This window comes from Kitasatospora sp. NPDC043950, from assembly GCF_056435345.1.
Map to the genome: position 1 here is coordinate 110,229 of NZ_JBWKER010000002.1, position 23,956 is coordinate 134,184.

The 23,956-nt window shown below is 75.5% G+C and carries 11 protein-coding genes; 4 read left to right on the forward strand and 7 right to left on the reverse strand.

The window, feature by feature from the left end; genetic code table 11:
- Nucleotides 1-71: 71 nt before the first annotated feature.
- Together leuC and AC07BF_RS01690 are read right to left on the reverse strand one after the other, a co-directional pair.
- Complete coding sequence (gene leuC, locus AC07BF_RS01685; RefSeq protein ID WP_363630445.1) at nt 72-1,472, reverse strand: 3-isopropylmalate dehydratase large subunit; 1,401 nt, start codon at nt 1,470-1,472, stop codon at nt 72-74.
- Nucleotides 1,472-2,665 carry a LeuA family protein gene (locus tag AC07BF_RS01690; RefSeq protein WP_478332761.1) on the reverse strand — a complete coding sequence of 398 codons (1,194 nt, stop codon included), beginning with the start codon at nt 2,663-2,665 and terminating at the stop codon, nt 1,472-1,474. Before AC07BF_RS01690 ends, leuC begins: the two co-directional genes overlap by 1 nt.
- A 301-nt stretch (nt 2,666-2,966) precedes the next feature.
- Here AC07BF_RS01690 and AC07BF_RS01695 point away from each other — a divergent pair, with 301 nt between their 5' ends.
- Entirely contained in the window at nt 2,967-3,305 is a 339-nt protein-coding gene (locus tag AC07BF_RS01695) for a hydroxyisourate hydrolase (RefSeq protein ID WP_363585084.1), read from the forward strand.
- Here the strand turns inward: AC07BF_RS01695 and AC07BF_RS01700 are convergent.
- Nucleotides 3,302-6,370, reverse strand: a complete 3,069-nt coding sequence (locus tag AC07BF_RS01700) for an AfsR/SARP family transcriptional regulator (RefSeq protein WP_400810047.1) — start codon at nt 6,368-6,370, stop codon at nt 3,302-3,304. The two genes, AC07BF_RS01695 and AC07BF_RS01700, sit on opposite strands and share 4 nt — an antisense overlap.
- A 271-nt stretch (nt 6,371-6,641) precedes the next feature.
- Entirely contained in the window at nt 6,642-7,985 is a 1,344-nt protein-coding gene (locus AC07BF_RS01705) for a class II 3-deoxy-7-phosphoheptulonate synthase (protein ID WP_363623385.1), read from the reverse strand.
- Between the two features lie 195 nt (nt 7,986-8,180).
- Here AC07BF_RS01705 and AC07BF_RS01710 point away from each other — a divergent pair, with 195 nt between their 5' ends.
- The 3 genes from AC07BF_RS01710 to trpD are packed head-to-tail and all read left to right on the forward strand — an operon-like array spanning nt 8,181 to nt 11,355.
- Nucleotides 8,181-9,680: an anthranilate synthase component I family protein gene (locus tag AC07BF_RS01710; protein WP_363585088.1), complete on the forward strand. Its 1,500-nt coding sequence runs from the start codon at nt 8,181-8,183 to the stop codon at nt 9,678-9,680.
- Entirely contained in the window at nt 9,677-10,252 is a 576-nt protein-coding gene (locus AC07BF_RS01715) for an anthranilate synthase component II (RefSeq protein WP_063349726.1), read from the forward strand. The genes AC07BF_RS01710 and AC07BF_RS01715 overlap by 4 nt, the downstream gene beginning before the upstream one ends.
- 41 nt (nt 10,253-10,293) lie before the next feature.
- On the forward strand, nt 10,294-11,355 hold the full coding sequence (trpD, locus tag AC07BF_RS01720) for an anthranilate phosphoribosyltransferase (RefSeq protein WP_363585090.1): 1,062 nt from the start codon (nt 10,294-10,296) through the stop codon (nt 11,353-11,355).
- 187 nt (nt 11,356-11,542) lie between these two features.
- Here trpD and ddaH read toward each other — a convergent pair whose 3' ends face one another.
- The 3 genes from ddaH to AC07BF_RS01735 all read right to left on the reverse strand — a co-directional run bounded on the left by ddaH (nt 11,543) and on the right by AC07BF_RS01735 (nt 23,956).
- Nucleotides 11,543-12,382 carry a dimethylargininase gene (gene ddaH, locus AC07BF_RS01725; RefSeq protein WP_363585092.1) on the reverse strand — a complete coding sequence of 280 codons (840 nt, stop codon included), beginning with the start codon at nt 12,380-12,382 and terminating at the stop codon, nt 11,543-11,545.
- 253 nt (nt 12,383-12,635) lie between these two features.
- Entirely contained in the window at nt 12,636-12,860 is a 225-nt protein-coding gene (locus AC07BF_RS01730) for an MbtH family protein (RefSeq protein ID WP_063349723.1), read from the reverse strand.
- The gene (locus AC07BF_RS01735) at nt 12,857-23,956 is read right to left on the reverse strand and encodes an amino acid adenylation domain-containing protein (protein ID WP_478332762.1); all 11,100 of its coding nucleotides are present in this window, start codon (nt 23,954-23,956) and stop codon (nt 12,857-12,859) included. The genes AC07BF_RS01730 and AC07BF_RS01735 overlap by 4 nt, the downstream gene beginning before the upstream one ends.

A 23,956-nucleotide genomic window follows, 5' to 3' on the forward strand; every position in this document is an offset into this window, starting at 1 on the left:
GCGGTCGGTCGAACGGGTCGAACAGGCCGGTCGGGTGGAACGGGTCGGGCGGGTGTGCCCGGCGGGCGCGGTCACAGCTCGGTCGGCGCGGCCAGGCGGCCGACCACGGCGGTGGCGGCGGCGACGACGGGCGAGACCAGGTGGGTGCGGGCGTGGGTGCCCTGCCGGCCCTCGTAGTTGCGGTTGGAGGTGGACGCGACCCGCTGGATGCCCTGGAGGCGGTCGGCGTTGATGCCCATGCACATCGAGCAGCCGGAGAGCCGCCACTGCGCGCCCGCGTCGAGGAAGACCTGGTCCAGGCCCTCCTCCTCGGCCTGGGCCCGGACGGCCATCGAGCCGGGGACGACGAGCATGGTGATCCGGTCGGAGACCTTGCGGCCGCGCAGCACGTCGGCCGCGGCCCGCAGGTCCTCGATCCGGCCGTTGGTGCAGGAGCCGAGGAAGACCGTGTTGATCTCGACGTCCCGCAGGGCGACGTCCGGTTCGAGGCCCATGTACTCCAGGGCGCGGCGCGCGGCCTGCTGCTCGGCGGGGGTCGCGAAGGTCTCGGGCGCCGGCACCGCGGCGTCCAGCGGGACGGCCTGGCCGGGGTTGGTGCCCCAGGTGACGAAGGGCTTGAGCCCGGTGACGTCCAGTTCGACCACGCGGTCGAAGGCGGCGCCCTCGTCGGTGCGCAGGGACTGCCAGTAGCGGACGGCCTCGTCCCAGTCGGCCTCGGCGGCCGGGTCCCAGCGCTCGCGCAGGTAGGCGAGCGTGGTGTCGTCGGGGGCGATCAGGCCGGCGCGGGCGCCCGCCTCGATGCTCATGTTGCAGACCGTCATCCGCCCCTCCATGGAGAGGTCCTCGACGGCCTTGCCGCGGTACTCGATCGCGTAGCCGTTGGCGCCGTTGGCGCCGATGTGCGCGATCAGCGCGAGGATCAGGTCCTTCGGCGTGACGTCGGCCGGCGGCTCGCCGACGAACTCGACGGACATCGTCCGGGGGCGCTGGAGCGCCAGCGTCTGGGTGGCGAGCACGTGCTCGACGTCGCTGGTGCCGACGCCGAAGGCGAGCGCCCCGAAGGCGCCGTGCGTGGAGGTGTGGCTGTCACCGCACACCACGGTCATGCCGGGGCGCACGAAGCCCAGTTCGGGCGCCACCACGTGCACGATGCCCTGCCGATCGTCGCCGAGCGAGAACAGCTCGATCCCCTGCTCCTCGCAGTTCTCGCGCAGGCGCTCCAGCTGGGCGCTGCCCATCGCGTCCTTGACCAGCAGCGTGTTGGTGGGCACGTTGTGGTCCTCGAGGGCGAGCGCGAGGTCGGGCCGGCGGACCCGGCGGCCGGCCAGCTGGAGGCCGTCGAAGGCCTGCGGGGAACTCGCCTCGTGGAGCAGGTGCAGGTCGATGTAGAGCAGGTCGGGCTCGCCCGGTGCCTGGTCGACGACGTGGCTCTGCCAGACCTTCTCGATCAGGTTGCGCTCGGTGCCGCCCATCAGCTGGCCACCGCCATCTCGCTGGTGCGCTCCAGGCGCTCGGCGATGATCTCGCGCAGCTCGCCCAGTTCGATGCAGGTGCCGTCGGCGCGGCCCGCGATGTAGGTCTCGTAGATCTCGTCGAGCAGGTCGCGCTCGGCGCCGATTCCCATCTGGTCGAACAGGTTGCGGACCACATTGCGCCCGGAGTGCCGGCCGATGAGAATTCCGCGCTCCCGGCCGAAGCTGTGCGGCTCGACGTATTCGTAGGTCACCGGATTGCGCAGCATTCCGGCCTGGTGGATTCCGGCCTGGGTGGCGAAGGCGTTCTCCCCGAATATCGCCTTGTTGCGCGGCGTCGACATTCCGATGATCCGGGCCAGCAGCTGGTAGGCCTCGTAGAACTTCTCGGTGCGCAGCCGGCTGGTCAGGCCGAGCTGCTCGCCCTTGTAGAGCAGTACCGCCGCCAGTTCCTCCAGCGGGGTGTTGCCCGCGCGCTCGCCGATGCCGGCGATGGTGGCCTGCACCTCGTCCGCGCCCGCCTCGACGCCGGCCAGGGCGTTGGCGAGGGAGAGCCCGAGGTCCTGGTGGCAGTGGGTGGACAGGATGATGTGGTCCGGGATCCAGGAGCGGACCCGCGCCACCTGGGCGCCGAACTCGGCCGGGATCAGGCAGCCGGTGGTGTCGGCGAGCGCCACCGTGCCGGCGCCCTCCTCGATGCCGGCCTCGATCATCGGGCGCAGCAGGTCGTCGCTGCCCCGGCTGGCGTCCTCGATGCCGAGCGTGATGTCGGTGAAGCCCAGCTCGCGGGCGAACCGGATGCTGTCGATGATCTCGTGCAGGCCCTCGGCCCGGGTGAGGCCGCGCTTGTGCTCCAGGTGGACGTCGCTGCCGGTGGCCATGATCTGGACCTGGTGGCGCTCGACGCCGCCGGCCTCGGCGGCCAGCTCGATGTCCGCGCGGACGGCCCGGTTGAGAGTCGCCACCTTGGCGGTGGTGAGCGCGCCCGCGATCAGTCTGGTCGCCTCGAAGTCACGCGGTGAGGAGCTGGGGAAGCCGGCCTCGATGGTGTCCACGCCGGTCGCCTCGATGGCGAGGGCCAGCTCCAGTTTCTGGTCGGGGTTCATCGCGTTGCCCGGGGCCTGTTCGCCGTCGCGCAGTGTCGAGTCGAATACCCGGAGCCGCCGTGCGGTGGGGACGGATTTCGAAGACATGGATTTTCCGCCTCTTTCGGGAACGCCGCCGGACGGGCGACCGGACGGGAGGTCGCGGTGTGCGGCGGCGGAGGATTGTGGCTGGCAGCGGTGACTTTACTGGTCCGGAATCACTGCCCGTCAAGACTTTTCGAACAAATAATCATTCGATGGCGGGCCGATAGCGGGACCCCTGACAATAGGCTTGACGCGCCCTTTTCCCAATGCATCGTGTACTGAGGCAAGGAGTGGTTTTCATGCGAGATATCCCGTCCGAGGAACGTCCGCCGGCCCGGTTACCGCGCCCGGGGCGGGTGGGCTGATGGCGAGGGTCATCGTCGAAGCGCTGGACAGCGTCCACGGGCGCACCGCCGTCGGCCTCGACGCGAGACTGGAGTCGCTGGTCGACAACGAGTGGGTGCCGGTGGTCGAGCGCAGAACGGACGCGAGCGGCCGGATCGAGGAGTGGGGCGGGACGGACGGCGGGCGCGGCCTCTACCGGCTGGTGTTCGACGTCGACCGGTACTTCAGCGGGCTCGGCCTGTTCACCGTGCACCCCGAGGTGGCGGCCACCTTCCGGGTCTCCGACGGCGAGTCGGGGCACCGGGTGAGCCTCACCCTCTCGCTGAACCACTACGCGGTGGCCTTCATCGCCGACTAGGAAGGTGGACCCGGGCCTGCGGGGGGCTCCGGGTCGCCGGCGGCCAGCCGGGCGGAGCGCAGCAGGTCGAGCGTGCGGGCCTCCTCGGCGGGGGTCCGCATGAGGCGGAACACCAGCCGGGCCCGCCGCAGGTGCTGGACCGCCAGGTCGGCCTCCCCGGTGCCGAGCGCCAACTCACCGAGGGTGACGAGGATCCGGCCCATGATCAGCCGCTCGTTGGAGCCCTCCGCGAGGAGCAGGGCGCGGTGCAGGGCGTGGGCGGCCTCGCCGCTCTCGCCGAGCCGGTGGCGGGCCGCCCCGATGCCGTGCAGGGCGTAGATCTCGCCGGTGTGATCGCCGATCAGCCGGACGACGTCGAGGGCGCGGGAGAAGGCCTCCAGGGCCCGGTCGTAGCCGCCGCGTTCCAGGTGGCTCTGGCCCATCCGGTGCAGCACCTGGGCCTCGACCCGCCGGCCGCGGCCCTCCCGGCTCAGCCGCAACGCCTCGTCGAGGAGCTCTCCGGCGCCCTCCTCGTCGCCCTCGCCCAGTTTGAGCTGGGCCAGGTTGTGCAGCACGTAGGCGACGGCGACGGAGCCGCCGCTCGCCCGCAGGACGGTGAGGGCGGCCTGGTAGTGGGCGGTCGCCTCGTCGATCCGGCCGTCCACCCGGGCGAGGTAGCCGAGGCCGCGGGCGGTGAGGGCGGAGCCGAGGTCGTCGCCGAGGTCGGTGAAGATCCCGGCGGCCTGGCGGAAGCGCTCCTCGGCGGCGGCGAAGTTCTGCCGGGTCAGCGCGAGCGAGCCGAGGGAGTGCAGTGCGGCGGCCTGGCCGAGCCGGTCGCCACCCTTGCGGGCGGCCGCGAGGGCGAGTTCGTGGGTGTCGCGCCAGTCGTCGAGCCGGCCGTGGGTCTCCAGGAACGTCACGGCGGTGACGGCGAGTTCCCAGCAGTGCGCGGTGAGGCCCATCATGGCCGCCTGTCTGACCCGGGGCACGAGCATGGGCCGCTCCCGGGCGAACCACCGCAGCGGCTCGGCCAGCAGCCGGTCCACCGTCCGGGCGGGCAGCGGGTGCAGGGCGGTGCCGCGGCCGCGGATCAGCACGTCGCGGCCGTACTCGCGCTGCCTCGCCTCGATCAGCAGGTAGAGGAAGCAGCCGATCACCCGGGCCAGTGCGGACTCCCGCTCCTCGACGCTCTCCTCGTCGACGAGGCGTTCGCGCGCGAAGACCCGGACCAGGTTGTGCAGCCGGTACTGGGTGTGGCGTCCGGGCGCGGTGCCGACGGCGTCCAGCAGCTGGGCGTCGGAGAGTTCGTCGATCAGGTCCTGGACCTGGTACTCGGGCAGGTCGAGCAGCGCCATGCCGACCCAGGTGGAGAACGGCCCCTCGTCGATCAGGGCGATCCGCCGCAGCAGCCGGCGGGCGTCCTCGCTGACGCTCTCGTAGGTGAGCGAGAGGCCGGCCCTGATGCCGACGTCGGCGTACTTGAGCTCGTCGAGCCGGCGGGTCCCGTCCTCCAGCCGCTCCACCAGTTCGGTGATCTCCCAGTGCGGCCGGGCGGCGAGCCGGGCGCCGGCGATGCGCAGCGCCAGCGGCAGGTGGTCACAGAGTTCGGCCAGCGCCTTCGCCGCCTCCGGTTCGGCCGCCACCCGCGCGGGGCCGGCGATCCGGCCGAGCAGTTCCGCGGACTGGTCGGGGTCGAAGGTGTCGACGTCCACCCGGACGGCTCCGGCGAGGCTGCCGATGTGCCGCCGGCTGGTGACGATCACGGCCGAGGTGGGCTTGCCCGGCAGCAGCGGGGTGATCTGGCTCTCGGTGGCGACGTTGTCGAGGACGATCAGCACCCGGCGCTCGGCGAGCAGGGCCCGGTACATCTCGGCCCGCTCCTCCAGCCCGTCGGGGATGGCGGTGCCGTTGACTCCGAGGGCGCGCAGGAAGCGCTCCAGCACCTGGGCCGGGCCGACGGTGTCGGGGGCCCCGGCGTGCAGGTCGGCGAAGAGCTGCCCGCCGGGGAACTCGGCGGCGATCTGGTGGGCCGCGTGGACGGCCACGGCGGTCTTGCCGACCCCAGCCTTGCCGACGACGGAGACGATCGGGACGGCGAGCCGGGACTGGTCGTGGGAGGAGAGCAGCAGCCGTTCGCGCAGGCCGGCGAGCAGGTGCTCGCGGCCGGTGAAGTCGGCGAGGTCGGCGGGGAGCATCTCCGGGACGGTGACGGGGGCGGCGGTGGCCACGGGCGGCGCGGCGGCGGACTCGGCGGCCGGGGTGGCGTGGGCGGCGGCCGGACGGCCGTCGGGCAGGTCGAGCCGGGGGTCGCCGGCGAGGATGGAGAGTTCGAGCCGCTGAAGCCGGGGGTCGGGTTCGACACCGAGTTCGTCGATCATCCACTGACGGGTGTCGCGGTAGACCTGGAGCGCCTCGGTCTGGCGCCCGGAGCGGTAGAGCGCCAGCATCAGCTGGCCGCGCAGCCGCTCCCGTAACGGGAACTCGTCGACCAGGCCGATGAGTTCGCCGACGGCCGCGCCGTGCCGGCCGAGTGCGAGTTCGAGCTGGACGCACTCCTCGGTGGCGCCGACCCACTGCTCGGTGAGCTGGCCGGCGGCGGACCGGAGCGCCTCGCTGGGCAGGCCGCCGAGGGGGTCGCCGCGCCACAGTCCGAGCGCCTGCCGGAAGAGGGCGGCGGCCTCCGCCTTGCGGTCGCGGTCCTCCGCCGTCCGGTCGCGGTCCGCCGCCTTCCGGTCGCGCAGCGCCCGCGCCTTCCCGACCAGGTCGCGGGCCTGGAGCAGGTCGAGCTGGGCGTCCGCCGCCTTCACCATGTAGCCCTGCGGGTGGGTGGTGATGACGTCGGAGAGGCCGTGCACGGCGAACAGCCGGCGCAGGGCGGAGACGCTGATCTGCAACTGCGCGCGGGCGGTGGCCGGCGGGGCCTCCTCGTAGAGGGCGCGGACCAGGCGGTCCACGCTGACCACCCGGTTGACGTCGAGGAGCAGCGCGGCGAGCACCGTCTGCTGCCGGATCCCGCCGAGGTTCAGCGGCCTGGCGTCGACGAGCGCTTCGAGCGGGCCGAGAATGCGGTACTCGACCCGGGGCACGGGTGAGGAACTGCCGTCGTGGCGTATGCCGGAACCAGGTCGGTACCCCACCGTTTCCACTCCCCCCAGAGGAATAGGCGCAGGATCGCAAGGCACTCTAAGGACGGCCCGGTCAATGGGTCAACGATATTCAGTTCTCCCCAAAAGACGCCGCCTGACGGACTGCGATCGGCGTCCGCGCCCCCGGGTGACCGACGGGGAATCGGCGCGGAAAGGCCGGTTGGCCGGATCGGCGCGCACCGATCCGGCCAACCGCGGCCCGGGGCGGTTCTCAGGCCTTCATCAGCTCCGCGACCCGGAAGGCGAGGTCGAGGGACTGGCGGTGGTTCAGCCGTGGGTCGCAGGCCGTCTCGTAGCGCTGGTGCAGGTCCTCGGCGCGGACCTGGTCGCCGCCGCCGAGGCACTCCGTGACGTCGTCGCCGGTGAGTTCGACGTGGATGCCGCCGGCGTGCGTGCCCAGCTCCCGGTGCACCTCGAAGAAGCCGGCGACCTCGCCCAGGATGTCGTCGAAGCGGCGGGTCTTGCGGCCGTCGTCGGTCTGGACGGTGTTGCCGTGCATCGGGTCGCAGATCCAGGCGACCCGGGCGCCCTCCGCCGTGACCTTCTCCACCAGCGGCGGCAGCAGTTCGCGCACCCGGCCCGCGCCCATCCGCACCACGAAGGTCAGCCGGCCGGGCCGGCGGTCGGGGTCGAGGCGGTCGACGTAGCCGAGGACCTCGTCCGCGGTGGTCGTGGGGCCGAGCTTGACGGCGATCGGGTTGTGGATCCCGGCGAAGTACGCGATGTGCGCGTCGTCCAGGCCCCTGGTCCGCTCGCCGACCCAGAGCAGGTGCCCGCTGGTGGCGTAGTGCGCCCCGGTGCGCGGGTCGGTGCGGGTGAGGGGCTGCTCGTAGTCCAGCAGCAGTCCCTCGTGGCTGGCGAAGAACTCGGCCTCCAGCAGCCCGGCCGGGTCGCAGCCGCAGGCTTGCAGGAAGCGCAGTGCGCGGTCCACGCCGTCGGCCAGTTCCTCGTAGCGGCGGGCCTCGGCGGAGTCCTCCAGGAAGCCGCGGTTCCACTGGTGGGCCTGGTAGAGGGAGGCGCTGCCGCCGGCCGCGAAGCCGCGGACCAGGTTGAGGGTGACCGCCGACGCCTCGTACATCCGCCGCAGCCGCGCCGGGTCCGGGCGGCGGGCCGCCTCGGTGAACTCCGGGCCGTTGACCGCGTCGCCCCGGTAGGAGGGCAGGCTGAGGCCGTCGCGGGTCTCGTCCGGCTGGGAGCGGGGCTTGGCGTACTGCCCGGCCAGCCGGCCGATCTTCACGACCGGGACGCCGCTCGCGTAGGTCAGGACCACCGCCATCTGCAACAGGGTGCGCAGCTTGGCGGTGACCGCGTCCGCGGTGAGCCCGCCGAAGGTCTCGGCGCAGTCGCCGCCCTGGAGGACGAAGGCCTCGCCGGCGGCGACGGCGGCCATCCGGTCGGTCAGCCGGTCGCACTCCTCGGCGAGGACCAGGGGCGGGGCGGCCGACAGGTCGGCGACCACCTCGCGCAGCGCCGCCCGGTCCGGCCACTGCGGTTGCTGGGCCGCCGGCAGGGAACGCCAGGCGGCAGGTGCTCCGGTCTGCGGAATTCGATTCATCACGGCCCTCGGATGGGAACGGAAATCGCTGGCCCGCTCATTGCAGCCCGGCCGCGGAAAGAAGGTCAAGCGTCCGCGAATTGGCCTGCTCCCGCACCGGAGAACTGGTCTGACCGCCTTCCGGGACGAACGGATTGACTGGAGGCCATTGGTTCACCGGCCGTACCCAGCCGGCCATTCACGATGAGGATTCCGATGCCAGACGCGCCATCGCACCCTCCGTTCGCCGTCCGGCTCGGCACCGAGCCGCTGCCGCCGCACGACCCGCTGGAGCTGTACACGCGGCTGGGCGACCGGCTCGGCGCGGAGCAGGTGTACCTGCTGGAGAGCCTGACCGAGTCCGGCCGGCAGGGCGGGCCCGCGGTGCTCGGCTGCGGCCCGCTCGCCGAGATCCGGCTGTACGGCTCGTACCTGGAGATCGACGGGATCGCGGAGCTCGCCCCGGTGCTGCGGGCGACCGCCGAGGCGGCGGGCCTCACCCCCGCCGCGGACGCCCCCGCGCGGCTGGAGGCCCCCGAGCCGGCCCGCGTCTGGGAGTTCCTGCGGCGCGCGCAGGGCCTGTTCGGCCTGGAGCCGGGCCTGCCCGGCGACCGCTTCCACTTCGGCTTCCTGGCCCGGTTCGGCTACGACGCGGCCTGGCACATGGAGGACCTGCCCGCCCGGGCGCTGCCGCCGGCCCGCCCGGACGCCGTGCTGACGCTGTTCCGCGACAGCGTGCACTACGGCACCGACGGCGCGCCGGTCCTGCGGACCGCCGACAGCCCGGCCTTCGGCGAGCACGGCCGCCACGACCTCGCGGGCGCGGCCCGGGAAGCGGCCGGGCAGGAGCCGCAGGCCGCGTGCCCGCCGGCCGTCCGCCCGCAGTCCGTGCACGACAGCGTGGACCGCGACACCTTCCACGGCTGGGTCCGGCGCTGCCTGGAGCACATCGGGGTCGGCGACATCTACCAGATCCAGGTCGGCCACCGGATCGACGTCCGCACCGCGCTGACGCCGGTCGAGGTCTACCGGCGGCTGCGCTCGCGCAACCCCTCCCCGCACATGTACCTGCTCCCGAACGGCGAGGGCACGCTGATCGGCGCCAGCCCCGAGCTGCTGTTCCGGATCGAGGACGGCCGGATCGTGATGCGCCCGATCGCCGGCACCACCCGTCGCGACCAGGACGAGGAGGAGAACGAGCGGCGGATCAAGGCCCTGCTGGCGAGCACCAAGGAGCAGGCCGAGCACGTCATGCTGGTCGACCTCTCCCGCAACGACATCAGCCGGGTCTGCAAGCCGCACACCCTGACGGCCGACGACCTGATGGTGGTGGAGACCTTCTCGCACGTCTTCCACCTGGTGTCCACGGTCAGCGCCGAGTTGGAGGAGGACGCCGACGTGTGGCGGTCGCTGTGCGCGACCTTCCCGGCCGGCACCATGACCGGCGCGCCGAAGCTGCGCGCCATGGAGATCATCCACGAGATCGAGCGGGAGCCGCGCGGAGCCTACGCCGGTGCCGTCGGCCTGATCGACGTCGGCGGCTGGAGCGAACTGGCCCTGTGCATCCGCACGATCGCGCACGACGGCGCGGTGTACTCCGTGCAGAGTTCCGCGGGGATCGTCGCCGACTCGACCCCCGAGGGCGAGTGGAACGAGACGTTGGCGAAGCTGGGCGCCGCCTACTGGGCGCTGACGGGTGAGGAGTTGACGGCGTGAAGGTTCTGCTGGTGGACGCGCGGGACAGCTTCGTCCACATCATCGACCAGTACCTGCGGGCGCTCGGCGCGGACACCGAGGTGGTCCGCTCGCACACCCGCACCCCCGAGCAGCTGGCCGCGACCGCGCCCGACGCGGTCGTGCTCGGCCCCGGCCCCGGGCACCCGGCGGCCTCCGGCCACGTCGAGCTCGTCCACCACTTCGCCGGGAAGGTCCCGCTGCTCGGCGTGTGCCTGGGCCACCAGGCGATCGGCCTGGCGTTCGGCGGGCGGGTCCAGGTCGCCGACCGGCTGATGCACGGGCGCACCAGCACCGTGACGCACGACGGGCGCGGCCTGTTCGCCGGCCTCGGCAACAGCCTCACCGCGACCAGGTACCACTCCCTGATCGTCACCCAGCCGCTGCCAGAGGACCTGGAACTCACCGCGACCGCCGACGACGACGGCTACGTCATGGGCATGCGGCACCGCAGCCTGCCCATCGAGTCGGTGCAGTTCCACCCCGAGAGCATCACCACCACCGGCGGCATGCAGCTGCTGGAGAACTTCCTCGCGGTCGGCGCCGGGCGCTGACCGCACGCACATCGGAACCGACGAGCGGAAATGGGTGACCAGTGACAGGGAATGGTGAATCGCGCAGCTGGCCGCAGCTGCTCACGGCGCTGATCGGCGGGACGGACCTGAGCACCGCCGACACCGCCTGGGCGATGGACCGGGTGATGCGCGGCGAGGCGGCGCCGGCGCAGCTGGCCGGGTTCCTGGTGGCGCTGCGGGCCAAGGGCGAGACCGCCGAGGAGGTCGACGGGCTGGTCCGGGCCGCGCGCGAGCACACGGTGCGGGTCGACGTGCCGGGGCCGACACTGGACATCGTCGGCACCGGCGGGGACGGCGCGAAGACCGTGAACGTGTCCACCATGGCCGCGATCGTGGCGGCGGCCGCCGGGGCCCGGGTGGTCAAGCACGGCAACCGTTCGGCCTCCTCCGCCTCCGGCTCGGCGGACGTGCTGGAGCGGCTCGGCATCGCGCTGGAGCTCTCGGCCGAGGAGGTGGCCCGCTCGGTGCGCGAGGTCGGGATCGGCTTCTGCTTCGCCCCGGCCTTCCACCCGGCGTTCCGCCACGCGGCCGTCGCCCGCAAGGAGTTGGGCGTGCCGACGGCGTTCAACGCGCTGGGCCCGCTGACCAACCCGGCCTCGCCCACGGCCATGGCGGTCGGCGTCGCCGATCCCCGGCTGGGCCCGCTGATCGCCGCCGTGTTCGCCCGCCAGGGCGTGGACGCGCTGGTCTTCCGGGGCGACGACGGCCTCGACGAACTGTCCGTCTCCACCACCTCGACGGTCTGGACGGCGACCACCGGCCGGTTCGTGCAGGAGCGGCTCGACCCGCGCGAGCTCGGGATCGCGACGGCGGCCCCGGACGCGCTGCGCGGCGGCGACGCGGCCCACAACGCGGGCGTGGTCCACGCCGTCCTGGACGGCGAGCAGGGCCCCGTCCGTGACGCCGTCCTGCTGTCCGCGGCGGCCGGCCTGGCGGCGCTGACGCCCTCCGAGCGGCCGGTCGTCGAGCGGCTGGCGGCCGTGCTGCCCCGGGCCGCCGAGGCGGTCGACTCGGGCGCGGCGGCCGCCCTGCTGAAGCGCTGGGCCGAGAGCGGGCCGCCGCGCGCGGGGCGGCCGGACTGAGCCGCCACCGGGCCGCCGCCGTCGGGCGGCGGCACCGGGGCGCGACGCCGACGGGCCGCGCGGACCTCCTCGGGGGGAGGCCCGCGCGGCCCGTCGCGTTGGTACGGGGTGGTCGCACGGCCCGCGTCCGCCCCGTTCGTCCGCCCCCGGCGTCACGGAGGCGGGCGAAGGGGCGGACGGGCAGCGGTCAGGCGCGGTGGCGCAGCTCCAGCGTGCAGCACTTGACGCTGCCGCCGCCCTTGAGCAGCTCGGACAGGTCGACGCCGATCGGCTCGAAGCCGCGCTCCCGCAGCTTGTCGGCGAGGCCCGTGGCCGCCTCCGGCAGGAACACGTGCAGGCCGTCGCTGACCGCGTTGAGGCCGAACACGGCGGCGTCGCCGGCGTCGGCCAGCACCGCGTCCGGGAACAGCCGGCGCAGCACCTCGCGGCTGCCCGCGGAGAAGGCCTCCGGGTTGTACATGATCTCGTCGCCGTCCAGGACGGCCAGCGCGGTGTCCAGGTGGTAGTAGCGCGGGTCGATCAGCTCCAGGCCGATCACCGGGCGCCCGAAGAACTCCTGGGCCTCGGCGTGGCCGGCCGGCGTGCTGCGGAAGCCCCGCCCGGCGAGCACGTACTCGGCGGTGACCAGGAAGTCGCCCTCGCCCTCGTTGACGTGCTCCGGGTCGTGCAGCTCGGGGTAGCCGTTGGCGCGGAACCACTCCAGGTAGGCGGGGCCCTCGGCGGCCCGCTCGGCGTTGCGGAAGCGGGCGCCGAGCACCTTGCCGTCCACCACGGTGGCGCCGTTGGCGGCGTAGACCATGTCGGGCAGGCCCGGGATCGGGTCGATCAGGTCGACCCGGTGGCCGAGCTCCTGGTAGAGCGCGTACAGCCGCTCCCACTGCGCCACGGCGAGCCCGGTGTCGACCGGCTTCGCCGGGTCCATCCACGGGTTGATCGCGTAGGTGACCTCGAAGTGGCTGGGGCGGCACATCAGGTAGTGCCGGGGCCGGGCCGTGCGCTCGGCGGGGCGCGGGGTGACAGCGTTCATCGGTGACTCCTCGTGAGGGCTTCGGACAACGGGCGGTGCCGCTGCGGTCCGGACGGGCGGCAATCGGGTGCCTGCGGGGCTCCGGGGCCGGCTCGCCGGCGGCGCGGCCGGGCGTGGGGGAAACCCAGGCGCGCCGCACTCGTTCCTGCGGGTCGGCCCCGCGCCCGTCCCTGACATGCTGTCAGTTCGCTTGCGGGGGACGGAAGATCCTTAAGTCAGGGCGGAACAGCCCTGATGGACCGGCCGATCGCGCTCAGTCGACGCGGGCGTCCATCGCCTCGGCCAGACTGCGCGGACGCAGGTCGGTCCAGTTCTTCTCGACGTAATCCAGGCAGGCCTGCCGGGATTCCTCGCCGAACACGCTGCGCCAACCGGCGGGCACGTCGACGAAGGCGGGCCAGAGCGCGTGCTGGTTCTCCTCGTTCGCCAGGACCAGGAACGCGCCCTGCTCGTCGTCGAAGGGGTTGGTGCTGCTCATCGGGCCCTCACTTCATGGTTGTGGTCGTGCACGTGGGCAAGGTCGTTCAACTCGTCGGCCGACTCGTCGTCGAGCTCGCCGTTGAGCTCGACGTTGAGCTCGACGTTGAGCTCGACGTTGACCTCGACGTTGACCTCGTCGTTCGACTCGTTGTTCAACTCGTCACAGAACTCGGTGACCCGCCGTCGGAAGGCGGCCACCACCCGCCGGGCGGTCGGCTCGTCGCAGCCGTCCAGCGCGTGTACCAGGGCGCACTCCAGCCCGCCGGGTGCGCCGTCCGCGGTCCGCCGCTCCACCAGTTGGAGCAGCAGGTCGACGGCGGTGCGGGCCACCGGGACGGGCCGCTCGGCGACCGTCACGGCGTCGGCCCACCGCCCGCCGTCGGCCGGTTCGGCCCGCACCAGATGGGAGAGCGCCACCCCGAACAGCGGCTGGCGGCCCGCCTGCCGGGCCGGGTTGACCAGTTCCACCACCCGGTCGAACGGCAGGTCCTGATGGGTGTGGGCGGCCAGCAGCCGCTCCCGGACCCGCCCGACCAGGGTGCGGGCCGTCGGGGCGCCGGAGGTGTCGACCCGCAGCACCACGGTGTTGACCAGGCAGCCGACCACGCCGTCCAGCACCTCGTCGTCCCGCCCGGCCAGCGGCACTCCGATCGGGAGGTCGTGCCCCGCGCCGAGGTCGCCCAGCGCGGCGGCGAACGCCGCCTGCACCACCATCCCGGTGCCGGCCGAACAGGCCCGGGCGGCGGCCGCCAGCCGGCGGTGCTCCCGCAGGTCCAGGGCGAAGCGGACGGTGCCGGCCGCGCCCGGCCCGGCGCCCGAGGCGCCGGTGGCGTCCGGCAGGCCCCGCCACGGCGGCAGGGCGGCCAACGCGCCCTTCCAGTAGGCGGCCTGCCGGGCGGCCGGGCTCTCCGGGCGGTCCTCGTCGCCGAGCCGCCGCCGCAGCCACAGGGCGTGGTCGGCGTACTGGACGGCGGGCGACGGCCAGCACGGCGCCCCGCCGGCCGCCCGGGCCCGGTAGGCGGACCGCAGGTCGGCCAGCAGCGGTTCGAGCGCGTGCCCGTCCACCGTCGCGTGGTGCAGCACCAGCAGCAGGGTGTGCCGGTCGGGGCCGCTGCGCAGCAGGGCGGTGCGCAGCGGCGGTTCGGTCAACAGGTCGAAGCCGCGGTCGAGTTCGGCGGCGATCCAGGCGTCCAGCCGCTCCGGCGGGACGTCGAGGAAGCGGGGCGCGGCGGACGGGACGGCGGTGAGGAAGGCCTCGGCGAGGTCGGCGTCGGCGGGCGGGGCGCCGGGCGGGGCATCGGCGGGCGCGAGGATGCGCTGCTCGGGGCCGTCCGGGCCGTACGGCAGGACGGTCCGCAGGGCCTCGTGCCGGGCCACCAGGTCGCCGAGGGCGGCCCGCAGCGCGGCGGGGTCGAGCCCGCCGGTGAGGTCGAGGGCCAGGGTGGTGAGGTAGTCCGGGCGGTGCTCGCCCAGGTAGTTGGCCGTCCACAGGCGCAGTTGGGCGGGGGCGAGCGGCAGCCGGTCGGGCCGGGCCGTCCGGTCGCCGAGCGCCGGGGCGCTGCCGCCGGTGCCGTCGGTACGGGCGGCGCGGTCGAGCCGGTGGTCCAGCCCGGCTACCGTGGGCGCGTCGAACAGCTCGCCGAGCGGCACGTCGACCCCCAGGGTGGACCGGATCCGCCCGGCCAGCCGCATCGCGGCGATCGAGTTGCCGCCGAGCGCGAAGAAGTCGTCCTCCGGCGCGACCGCCGGCACCCGCAGCACCTCCGCGAACAGCGCCGCCAGGACCTCCCGGCGGGGCGAGCGGGTCGGCCCCGGGGCCGACCGCTGCGGCGGGCCCAGGGCGGTCGTGTCGACCTTGCCGTTGGCGTCCAGCGGCAGCGCGTCGACCGGGACGAGCACGGCGGGCACCAGGTGGCGCGGCAGCCGCCCGGCGAGCCGGCGGCGCAGTTCGCCGGCGGCCACCGGCCGGTCGGCGACCACGTACCCGACCAGCGAGCGGCCCGCCGGGCCCGCCCCGTGCGGCACCACCCGGGCGGCGGTGACCTCCGGCTCGGCGCACAGCGCGGCCTCGATCTCTCCCGGCTCGATCCGGAACCCGTTGATCTTCACCTGCCGGTCCACGCGCCCCAGGAAGTGCAGCCGGCCCTCGGTGTCCCACCGGCCCAGGTCCCCGGTGCGGTACAGCCGGCCGCCCGGCGGGCCGTACGGGTCGGCGACGAAGCGCTCGGCCGTCCGGGCCGGGGCGCCGTGGTAGCCCGCGGCCAGGCCCTCGCCGCCCAGGTGGATCTCGCCGGGGACGCCCGGCGGCACCGGGCGCAGCGCGGCGTCCAGCAGCAGCACCCTCGTCCCCGCGAGCGGGCGGCCGATCGGGACGGCCTCGCCCTCGCGGACCGGGCCCGCCGGGACTTCGTGGCCCAGGGCGAAGGTCGTGCTCTCCACCGGCCCGTACAGGTCCAGCAGCCGCTGCCCGGGCGCGGCCCGCCGGGCCCGGGCGAGCGCCGCCGGGGGGACGACGTCGCCGCCGGTGCAGATCAGGCGCAACCGGGCCAGGGCCGCCGGGACCTGCTCGGTCAGCAGGTCGAACAGGCCCGCCGTCAGCCAGGCCGCGGTGGCGCCGCCGCGCTCGACGGCCCGGGCGTAGTCCGCCGGGGTCAGCTCTCCCGGCGGGGCCACCACCACCTGACGGCCGGTCAGCAGCGGCATGAGCAGCTCGTACACCATGGCGTCCCAGGCGTGCGGCGAGTGGAACAGCACCCGGTCGTGGTCGGGGCCGTGCCACAGCGGGTCGTCGGCCAGGGCGAGGATGTTGCGGTGGGTGACCGCCACGCCCTTGGGGCGGCCGGTCGAGCCCGAGGTGTACAGCAACTGGGCGACCTGCCCGGGCGGCACCTCCACGCCGGGGTTGCCCGCGCTCCCGCCCGCCCGCCGGACCGCCGCCAACACCTGGGCGTCCAGCAGCAGTTCGGCGCCCGCCTCGGCGGCGAGCGCGCGCAGCCGCTCGGCCGGGAACCCCGGGTGCAGCGGGACGCAGACGGCGCCGAGCTTGGCCAGCGCCAGCATCGCCACCGGCACCTCCGGGCAGCGCGGCAGCCGTACGGCGACCCGGGTGCCGGGCCGCACCCCGAGGCCGGCCAGGTGGTGGGCCAGCCGGTTGGCGTCGGCGTTGAGCGCGCCGTACGTGGTGGTGGCGTTCGTGGTGGTGGCGGCGGTACCGGCGCCGTCGACGTGTCGCAGGGCGATCCGGTCCGGGTGGTCGGCCGCCAGCCGCTCGAACCGCGCGCCCACCGACACCGGTTCGGCGTCGGCCGCCGGGCCGGTGCCCCAGGCCCGCAGCCCCGCCCGCTGGACGGGCGGCAGCAGGTCGACCCGGCCGGTGGTCAGCGCGTCCGCGCCAGGACCGGCCAGGGCGGCGCAGGCGGCCGTCAGCAAGGTGCGCAGCCGGTCCGCGTCGAGGTACCGGTCCAGTTCGGCGGGCCGCAGCTGGAGCCGCACGTCCAGGCCGCCCCGGCGCGGCAGCACCACCAGCGAGAGCGGGTAGTGGGTGCCGTCGAACGGTTCGACGGCACCGATCCGCAGGCCCGGCGCGGGCTCGACGAACCCGGCCTCGTCCAGCGGGTAGTTCTCGAACACCAGTGAGCTGTCGAAGAGTCGCCCGGCACCGGCGGCCTCCTCCACCTCGGTGAGGCCCAGGTGCTCGTGGTCCAGCAACGCGGTGCGCTCCCGCTGGAGCCGGGCGGCGAGCTCGCGCAGCGGCTCGCCCGGGTGCAGCCGGGCCCGGACCGGCACGGTGTTGATCAGCAGGCCCACGAGCCGGTCCGCCTCCGGCAGTTCGGCCGGGCGCTGGGCGACGGTGGTGCCGAACAGGACGTCGTCGCGGCCGGTGAGGTGGGAGAGCACCAGCGCCCACGCCGTCGTCACCAGGGAGCCGAGGGTCACCTCCCACTGCGCGGCGCGCGCCCGCAGCCCGGCGGTGAGCCCGGCGGGCAGGGTGAAGACGCTCGTCGACGGGCCGTCGTCGGCGCCCTCGCCGCCGGCCGGCGCGGGCCGGCCGACCCGGGTGGGCTCGGCCCCGGCGAGGGCGACGCGCCAGGCGCCGCGCGCGGCCGCGTCGTCGCGCCCGGCCAGCCAGTCGAGGTAGCGGCGGTAGGACGGCGCCGGGGGCAGGTCGACGCCCTGGTGCAGCGCGAGCAGCTCGCGCAGCACGATCGGCACCGACCAGCCGTCCAGCAGCAGGTGGTGGTGGGTGAAGACGAGCCGCCACCGGTCGGCGGCCAGCCGCAGCAGGGTGAACCGGATCAGCGGCGGGGTGTCGACCGAGAACGGCCGGCGGTCCTCCGCCACGAGCCGCCGGGCGTCGGCGTACTGCTCCCCCTCCGCCCGCCCGGTGAGGTCCACGGTGCGCCAGGGCAGCGTCACCTCGACCGGCACGACCTGCCGCGGCGGGCCGGACTCGCCGCTGGTGAAGGCCCCGGCGAGCTGCGGATGGCGCGCGAGCAGCCGCCGGGCGGCGTCCTGGAGCCGCTCCGGGTCGATCGCGCCGGTGAGGTCGAGGACGAGCTGCACGAGGTACGGGTCGCGGCGGCCGTCGTGGGCGGCGTAGCGGGAGTGGAACAGCAGTCCGGCCTGGAGCGGCGTGGCGGGCAGCAGGACGGCGGCCTCGGCGGGCGCTTCGACGGGCGCCTCGGCGGGCGCTTCGGGCTGGGCGGCGGCTGCGGGCCCCCCGGCCCGGGGCGGGCCGGCGGACGACAGGGTGGTGAGGGCCTGCTCCCAGCGGGCGGCGAGTTCGGCCACCGCGTCGGCGGCCAGCACGCCGGCCGGCCAAGCCCATTCGACCCGCAGCCGCGGGCCGTCCGGGCCGGTCTCCACGAAGGCGTCGACCGAGAGGGTGTGGGCGAGCGGCAGGGTGGGGTCGGCCTCGCCCCGCAGGGTGCCGGGGACGGGCTGCCAGGGGCCGCGTCGGGTGGTGTCGAAGCGGCCCAGGTAGTTGAAGGCGATCGGGGCCGGGCGGTCGGGCAGCGCGCCGGACCGCTGGAGCAGCCCGTACGTCAGGCCCCGGTGGGGGGTGGCACGCAGGCGCCGCCGCGCGGCCGCGACGGCGCGGGCCAGTTCGTCGGCGGGGGCCGGGTCGTCGGCGGGGGCGAGGTCGTCGGCGGGGGCGAGGTCGTCGGCGCGGGCCGCTCCCCCGGTGTCGGGTCCGGCCGGGCCGGTGTCCAGCAGGACGGGGTGGATGACCGTGAACCAGCCCAGCGTCCGGGAGAGGTCGAGGCCGTCGAGGGCCGCGAGTTCCGGGTCGCGGCCGTGGCCCTCGACGTCCACCAGGAGCGGACCGTCGGCGCCGCGGGCGCGCCAGCCGCGCAGGGCGGCGGCGAGCACACCGAGGAGGATCTCCGGTACGGCGGCGCCGAGTCGGTCGGGCAGGTCGGTCAGCAGGGCGGCGGTCGGGCCGCCGCCCAGGGTGGTGCGCAGGGTCGCGGCCCCGGCCACGGTGTCCCGGGTGCGGTCCAGCGGCCGGGTGCCGATGGTCCCGGTGCCGGCGGTCAGCAGGCCGTGCCAGTGGTCGCGGTCGGCGGCGACCGCCGGGTCGGCCTCGGCGGCCCGCAGCGCACGGGCCCAGTCGGCGGCCGTGACGGGGACGGCGGCGAGGTCGGCCGGGTGGCCGTCGGCGGCGGCCCGGTGGGCCCGGGCGAGGTCGTCGAGCAGGATCCGCCAGGAGACGCCGTCGACGGCGAGGTGGTGGATCACCATCAGCAGCAGGCCGCCCTGGTCGCCGTCGAACCAGACCGCCCGCAGCAGTTCGCCCCGGTAGGGGTCGAGGCGGCGGCGGGCGTCGTGCCGCTGTTCCGCGACGAGTTCCAGCAGGGCGGGCGCCGGGTCGCGGCCGGGGGCGGTGGCGAGGCCCTCGCGGGCGAGGTCGATCCGGTGCAGCAGCGGGGCCGCCGGGACGGTCCCGGCGGGCCGGATCTCGAAGGCGAGCGGCTCGCCCGGGGCCCCGGTCAGGCGGGTCCGCAGCGCGTCGTGGTGGTCGACGAGCTGCTGGAGGGCGGCGCTCAGGGTGTGTTCGGTGGCGCCGGGCGGCACCTCGCACAGCAGGGACTGGGCGTAGCCGTGGATCGGTCCGCCGCGGGCCGCCAGCCAGTCCGCGATCGGGGTGGGCGGCAGCACCCCGCCCGGGGGCGCGGGCGCCGCCGGGCGGGCGGCCGGGGCGCGGACACCGTCCGGGACGACGGCCGCGGCGGCCGCGAGGGCGCGCGGGGTCTGGTGGGTGAACACGTCCTTCGGCGTGATCAGCACGCCCGCCGACCGGGCCCGGGTGGCCAGTTGGATGGCCAGGATGCTGTCCCCGCCGAGCCGGAAGAACCCCTCCGACGGCCCGGGCCGCGACCGGCCGAGCACGCTGCCGAACAGGGTCCGCAGCTGCTCCTCGGCGGGCGAGCCGCCCTCCGGGCGGGTGACAGGCTGCGGGCGGGCGGCGGCGGACGCCGGGAGCGGGCGGCCGGCCGGGCCCGGGGTGTCGGACAGGTCGAGGGTGCCGGGCAGGTCGAGGCTGCCGGGCAGGTCGAGGGGGCCAAGGGTGTCGACGGGTGCCGCCGGGTCGGCCAGGGCGGCCGCCAGCAGGCGGCCGAGGCCCTGCGCCAGGCGGTCGGCGGTCTCGGGACGGAAGTGGCCGGTGCTGTACTCCAGGACGCCGCGCACCGTGCCGTCCGGCTGTTCGGCGAACTCGAAGAGCAGCGGGAACTTGGCCATCACCCGCTCGAATCGGTGCGGTGCGCCGGACAGTCCGGGCAGGGTGAGCGCGGGTCGGCGTCCGCCGTGCAGGGTGATCATCACCTGGAACAGCGGGTGGCGGCCGAGTTCCCGGTCGGGTGCGAGGGCGTCCACCACCCGGTCGAAGGGCGCCTGGTCGTGGGCGAAGGCGGTGAGGTCGGCGTGCCGGACGCGGTCGACGAGCTCCGCGAAGCCCGGGCGGCCCGAGAGGTCGGTGCGCAGGGCGAGCGGCTGGGCGAAGTAGCCGACCAGGTCGTCCAGGGCCGGGTCGGCGCGGCCGGCGGTGACCGTGCCGAGGACGAGGTCGGCGCCCGCTCCGGAGCGGGCCAGCAGGCAGGCGACGGCCGCGTGCAGCACCATGAACAGGGTGGCTCCCCGGCCGGCCGCCAATTCGGCCGCTGCGGCGACCAGTTCGGCGTCCCACTGGAACTCGGCGGCGGCCCCGCGCAGGGCCGCTCCGGGCGGCGGCTCATGGTCCACCGGCAGCGCGGTGCGCTCCGGCGCGCCGTGCAAGGTCTGGCGCCAGTGCGCCAGTTCGGTGGCCAGCGGACTGTCGGGCTCGTCGGCCGGGCCGAGTTCCCGACCCTGCCAGAGCGTGAAGTCGGCGTACTGGAGCGGCAGTCGGGGCCACTCGGGGGCCCGGCCGCGGGCCCGGGCGGCGTAGCCGACGGCGAGGTCGCGGGTCAGCGGGCCCAGCGACTGCTCGTCGGCGGTGATGTGGTGCAGGACGATCAGCAGCAGGTGGGTGCCGGGCCCGGCGGTGAACACCACCAGCCGCCAGGGCAGGCCCTGTTCGAGGTCGAAGGGCCGGTGGACCTCCTCGTGCACCGCCGCGTCCAGGCCGGCGGGGTCCAGCTGCCGGACGGTCAGCGGGAGGGGCGGGTCGTCGAGGATCCGCTGGTACGGCTGCCCGTCGGTGGCCGGGAACACGGTGCGCAGGCTCTCGTGCCGCTGCTGGACGTCGCCGGCGGCGGCCCGTAGCGCGGCCAGGTCGAGCGGCCCGGTCAGCCGGGCGGCGAGCGGGATGTGGTAGGTCGACGCCTGCTCGCCGAGCCGGTGCAGGAACCACAGGCCGCGCTGGGCGTGGGAGAGCGGGATGCGCTCCGGCCGGGGGCCGGCCTGCGGGCGCTGCGGGAGTTCCCGGCCGGCCGCCGCCTCCCCCCTGCGGGCGGCGCCACGGGCGCCGATCCGGGCGGCCAGGCCGGCCACGGTGGGGGCCGCGAAGACGTCCCGGATGGTCAGTCCGGCGGACAGCTCGGCGGGCAGCTCGGCCCGGGCGCGGACCACCAGCCGGTTCGCCGAGAGGGAGTCGCCGCCGAGGGCGAAGAAGCTCTCGTCCGCGCCGAAGCCCTCGGCCCCGAGGAGTTCGCCGAACAGCCGGTGCAGCCGGGTCTCGTGCTCGCCGCTGGGCGCCCGGCCCCGGCCGTCCGCCGCCCTGGCCTCCAGGGCCCGCAGCCGGTGCTCGTCGAGCTTGCCGTTGGCGGTCAGCGGGAAGGCCTCGACGGCGACGAAGGCCGCGGGCACCAGGTGGTCCGGGAGCGACGCGCGGGCGTGGTCGGCGGCCGCGCGGACGGCCTCCTCGGTGCCGAGCAGGTAGGCGGTCAGCGCCTTGTGCCCGGGCTCCCGTTCGGTGGCGAGGACGGCGGCGCCGGAGATGCCGCGCAGCGCGGCGAGCACGGCCTCGATCTCCCCCGGCTCGATGCGGTAGCCGCGGATCTTCACCTGCCGGTCGGTGCGGCCGAGGTGTTCGAGTTCGCCGTCGGGGCGGCGGCGGGCGCGGTCCCCGCTGCGGTACATCCGGCTGCCGGGCGGGCCGTACGGGTCGGCGGTGAAGCGGGCGGCGGTCAGCGCGGGGCGGCCGAGGTAGCCGCGGGCGAGGCCGGGGCCGGCCACGTACAGCTCGCCGGGCAGGCCGTCGGGCACCGGCCGCAGGGCGGCGTCCAGCAGGTACGCCCGCAGGTCGGGCAGCGGGCGGCCGATGGTGGCGGCGCCCGAGGCCACGGCGGCGGCGTCGAGGTCGCCGGCCGTGACGTGCACGGTGGTCTCGGTGATGCCGTACATGTTGACGAGCCGGGGCGCGTCCTGCGGGTGCCGCAGGTACCAGTCCGCGAGCCGCCAGGGTTCGAGCTGCTCACCGCCGAAGATGACGTACCGCAGGGCGAGCCGGGCGCTCGGGCCGGGGTGGGCGGCGTCGGCGGCGGCCAGCTGGGTGAACGCCGAGGGGGTCTGGTTGAGCACCGTGACGCGCTCGTCGGCGAGCAGGCGCAGGAACTCCTCGGGCGAGCGGGCGGTGTCCCGGGGGACGACGACCAGGCGGCCGCCGTGCAGCAGGGCTCCCCACAGCTCCCAGACCGAGAAGTCGAAGGCGTAGGAGTGGAACAGGGTCCAGGTGTCGTCCGGTCCGAAGCCGAACCGGTCGGCGGTGGTGGCGAGCAGCCGGGTGACGTTGCGGTGGGTGACCAGGACGCCCTTGGGGCGGCCGGTGGAACCGGAGGTGTGGATGACGTAGGCGACACCGTCCGGGCCGGGGCGCTGCGGCCGCGTCCGGTCGGCGGGCTCGTCCGCGCCGTCGACGGGCAGGGTCTCGACGCCGTCGGGCAGCGCCGCCCGGGCGGAGTCGTCCGTCACCACGAGCCGGGGCGCGGCGTCCTCGATGGTCGCGCGCAGCCGCTCGACCGGGTAGTCCGGATCCAGCGGCAGGTAGCCGGCGCCGGCCTTCTGGACTCCGAGCAGCGCGACCACCAGGTCCGGCGAGCGAGGCAGGGCGACGCCCACCAGGTCGCCGCGGCGCACGCCCCGGGCGGCGAGCCGGCGGGCCAACCGGTCGGCGCGCTGGTCGAGTTCGCGGTAGGTGAGGACGGTTTCCCCCAGCACCACGGCCGGTGCCCGCGGGCGGGTGGCGGCCTGCTGTTCGAACAGCGAGACCAGGGTGTCGCCGTCCTGGCCGGTCCGGTCCGGCGCCAGCGCGGGGGCAGGCCGCGGCGCTGGCAGGGCGACGGCGCTGCCGGTGCGCAGCCGGCCGACCGGGAGCCCCTCGGGGGCTTCGGCCAGCGCCGTCACGAGGTCGAGCACCCGGTCCAGGTGGGCCCGGACGGTGTCCTCGGGGTAGTCGCCGACCGCGTCGGCGAACACCGGCAGGGTGGCGCGGCCGTTGTCGTAGACGCCGAGCGCGAAGTCCTCGGGCAGGCCCGGCGAGACCTCGTGCACGGTGGCCGGGATCCCGCCGAACCGCAGGCCCAGGTCGAGCGGCAGCAGGTTCAGGGTGGGGCCGATCAGCGGCCGGTCGCCCCGGGCGGCGGCGGTGTCGCGGAGCAGGTCCTCGAAGCGGTACCGCTGGCGGCGCAGCGCGGCCCGGACCCGGTCCGCCGTGGCCGCCACCAGGCCGCCGACGGTGGCGGCCGGGTCGACGGCGAGCCGCAGCGGGACGACGTTCGCCGTCATGCCGAGGGCCCGCCGGGCCAGCGCGGCGTCCCGGCCGCGGACGCCGAGGCCGATCACCGCCGTGCCCTCGCCGGTGTCGGCGTGCAGCGCGACGGCGAGCGCGGCCGGGAACAGCGCCGTCCAGCCCGCGCCGACGCGCTCGCGGACAGCGGCCCAGCGTTCGGCGGACAGCTCCGTCCGGACGGCGACCGGCGGGCGCGGGCCCGAGCCGGTCGGGGCGCTGCGTCCGCCCGCGAGGCGGGGCGGGTCGCCGAGGCCGGCCGACTCCTCGGCCCAGAACGCGGCGTCGGTGCGGAACCGGGCGGAGGAGCGGTAGGCGGCGTCGTCGTCCAGCAGGGCCTGGAGCGGGTCGTGCACGCCGGTGGAGGGCGGCTCGCCCGCGTGCAGCGCCGTGTACTCGGCCGCCACCCGGCGCATCAGCCCGGCCCCGCCCACGCCGTCGCACAGGATGTGGTGGATCCGGAGGTACCAGAGGTACTCCGCCTCGCCGGTCCGCAGCAGGAAGTGGTCGAAGGGCGGGCGGGCGGTCAGGTCGTAGGGGTGGGCGAGTTCGGCGGCGAGGAAGGCGCGGGCGGCGGCGGCCGGGTCCTCGTGGTGGCGCAGGTCCTGCCGGTGCAGCGGCCAGTCGGCGGCGTCCTCGATGATCTGGACGGCGCCGTCGGCGGTCGGCTCGAAGCGCGCCCGCAGGCTCTCGCTGCCGGCCACCACGCCCCGCAGCGCGCGTTCGAACAGCTCCTCGTCGATCGCGCCGTGGAACTGGACGTACTGGCCGGCGGTGAACCGCCGCCGGGTGGGGTCGGCCTCGTGGCCGAACCAGATTCCCGACTGCGGGGCCGTGAGCGGCCGTCGTCGGGCGGGCGTGGCGGGCGTGGCGGGCATGGCGGACAT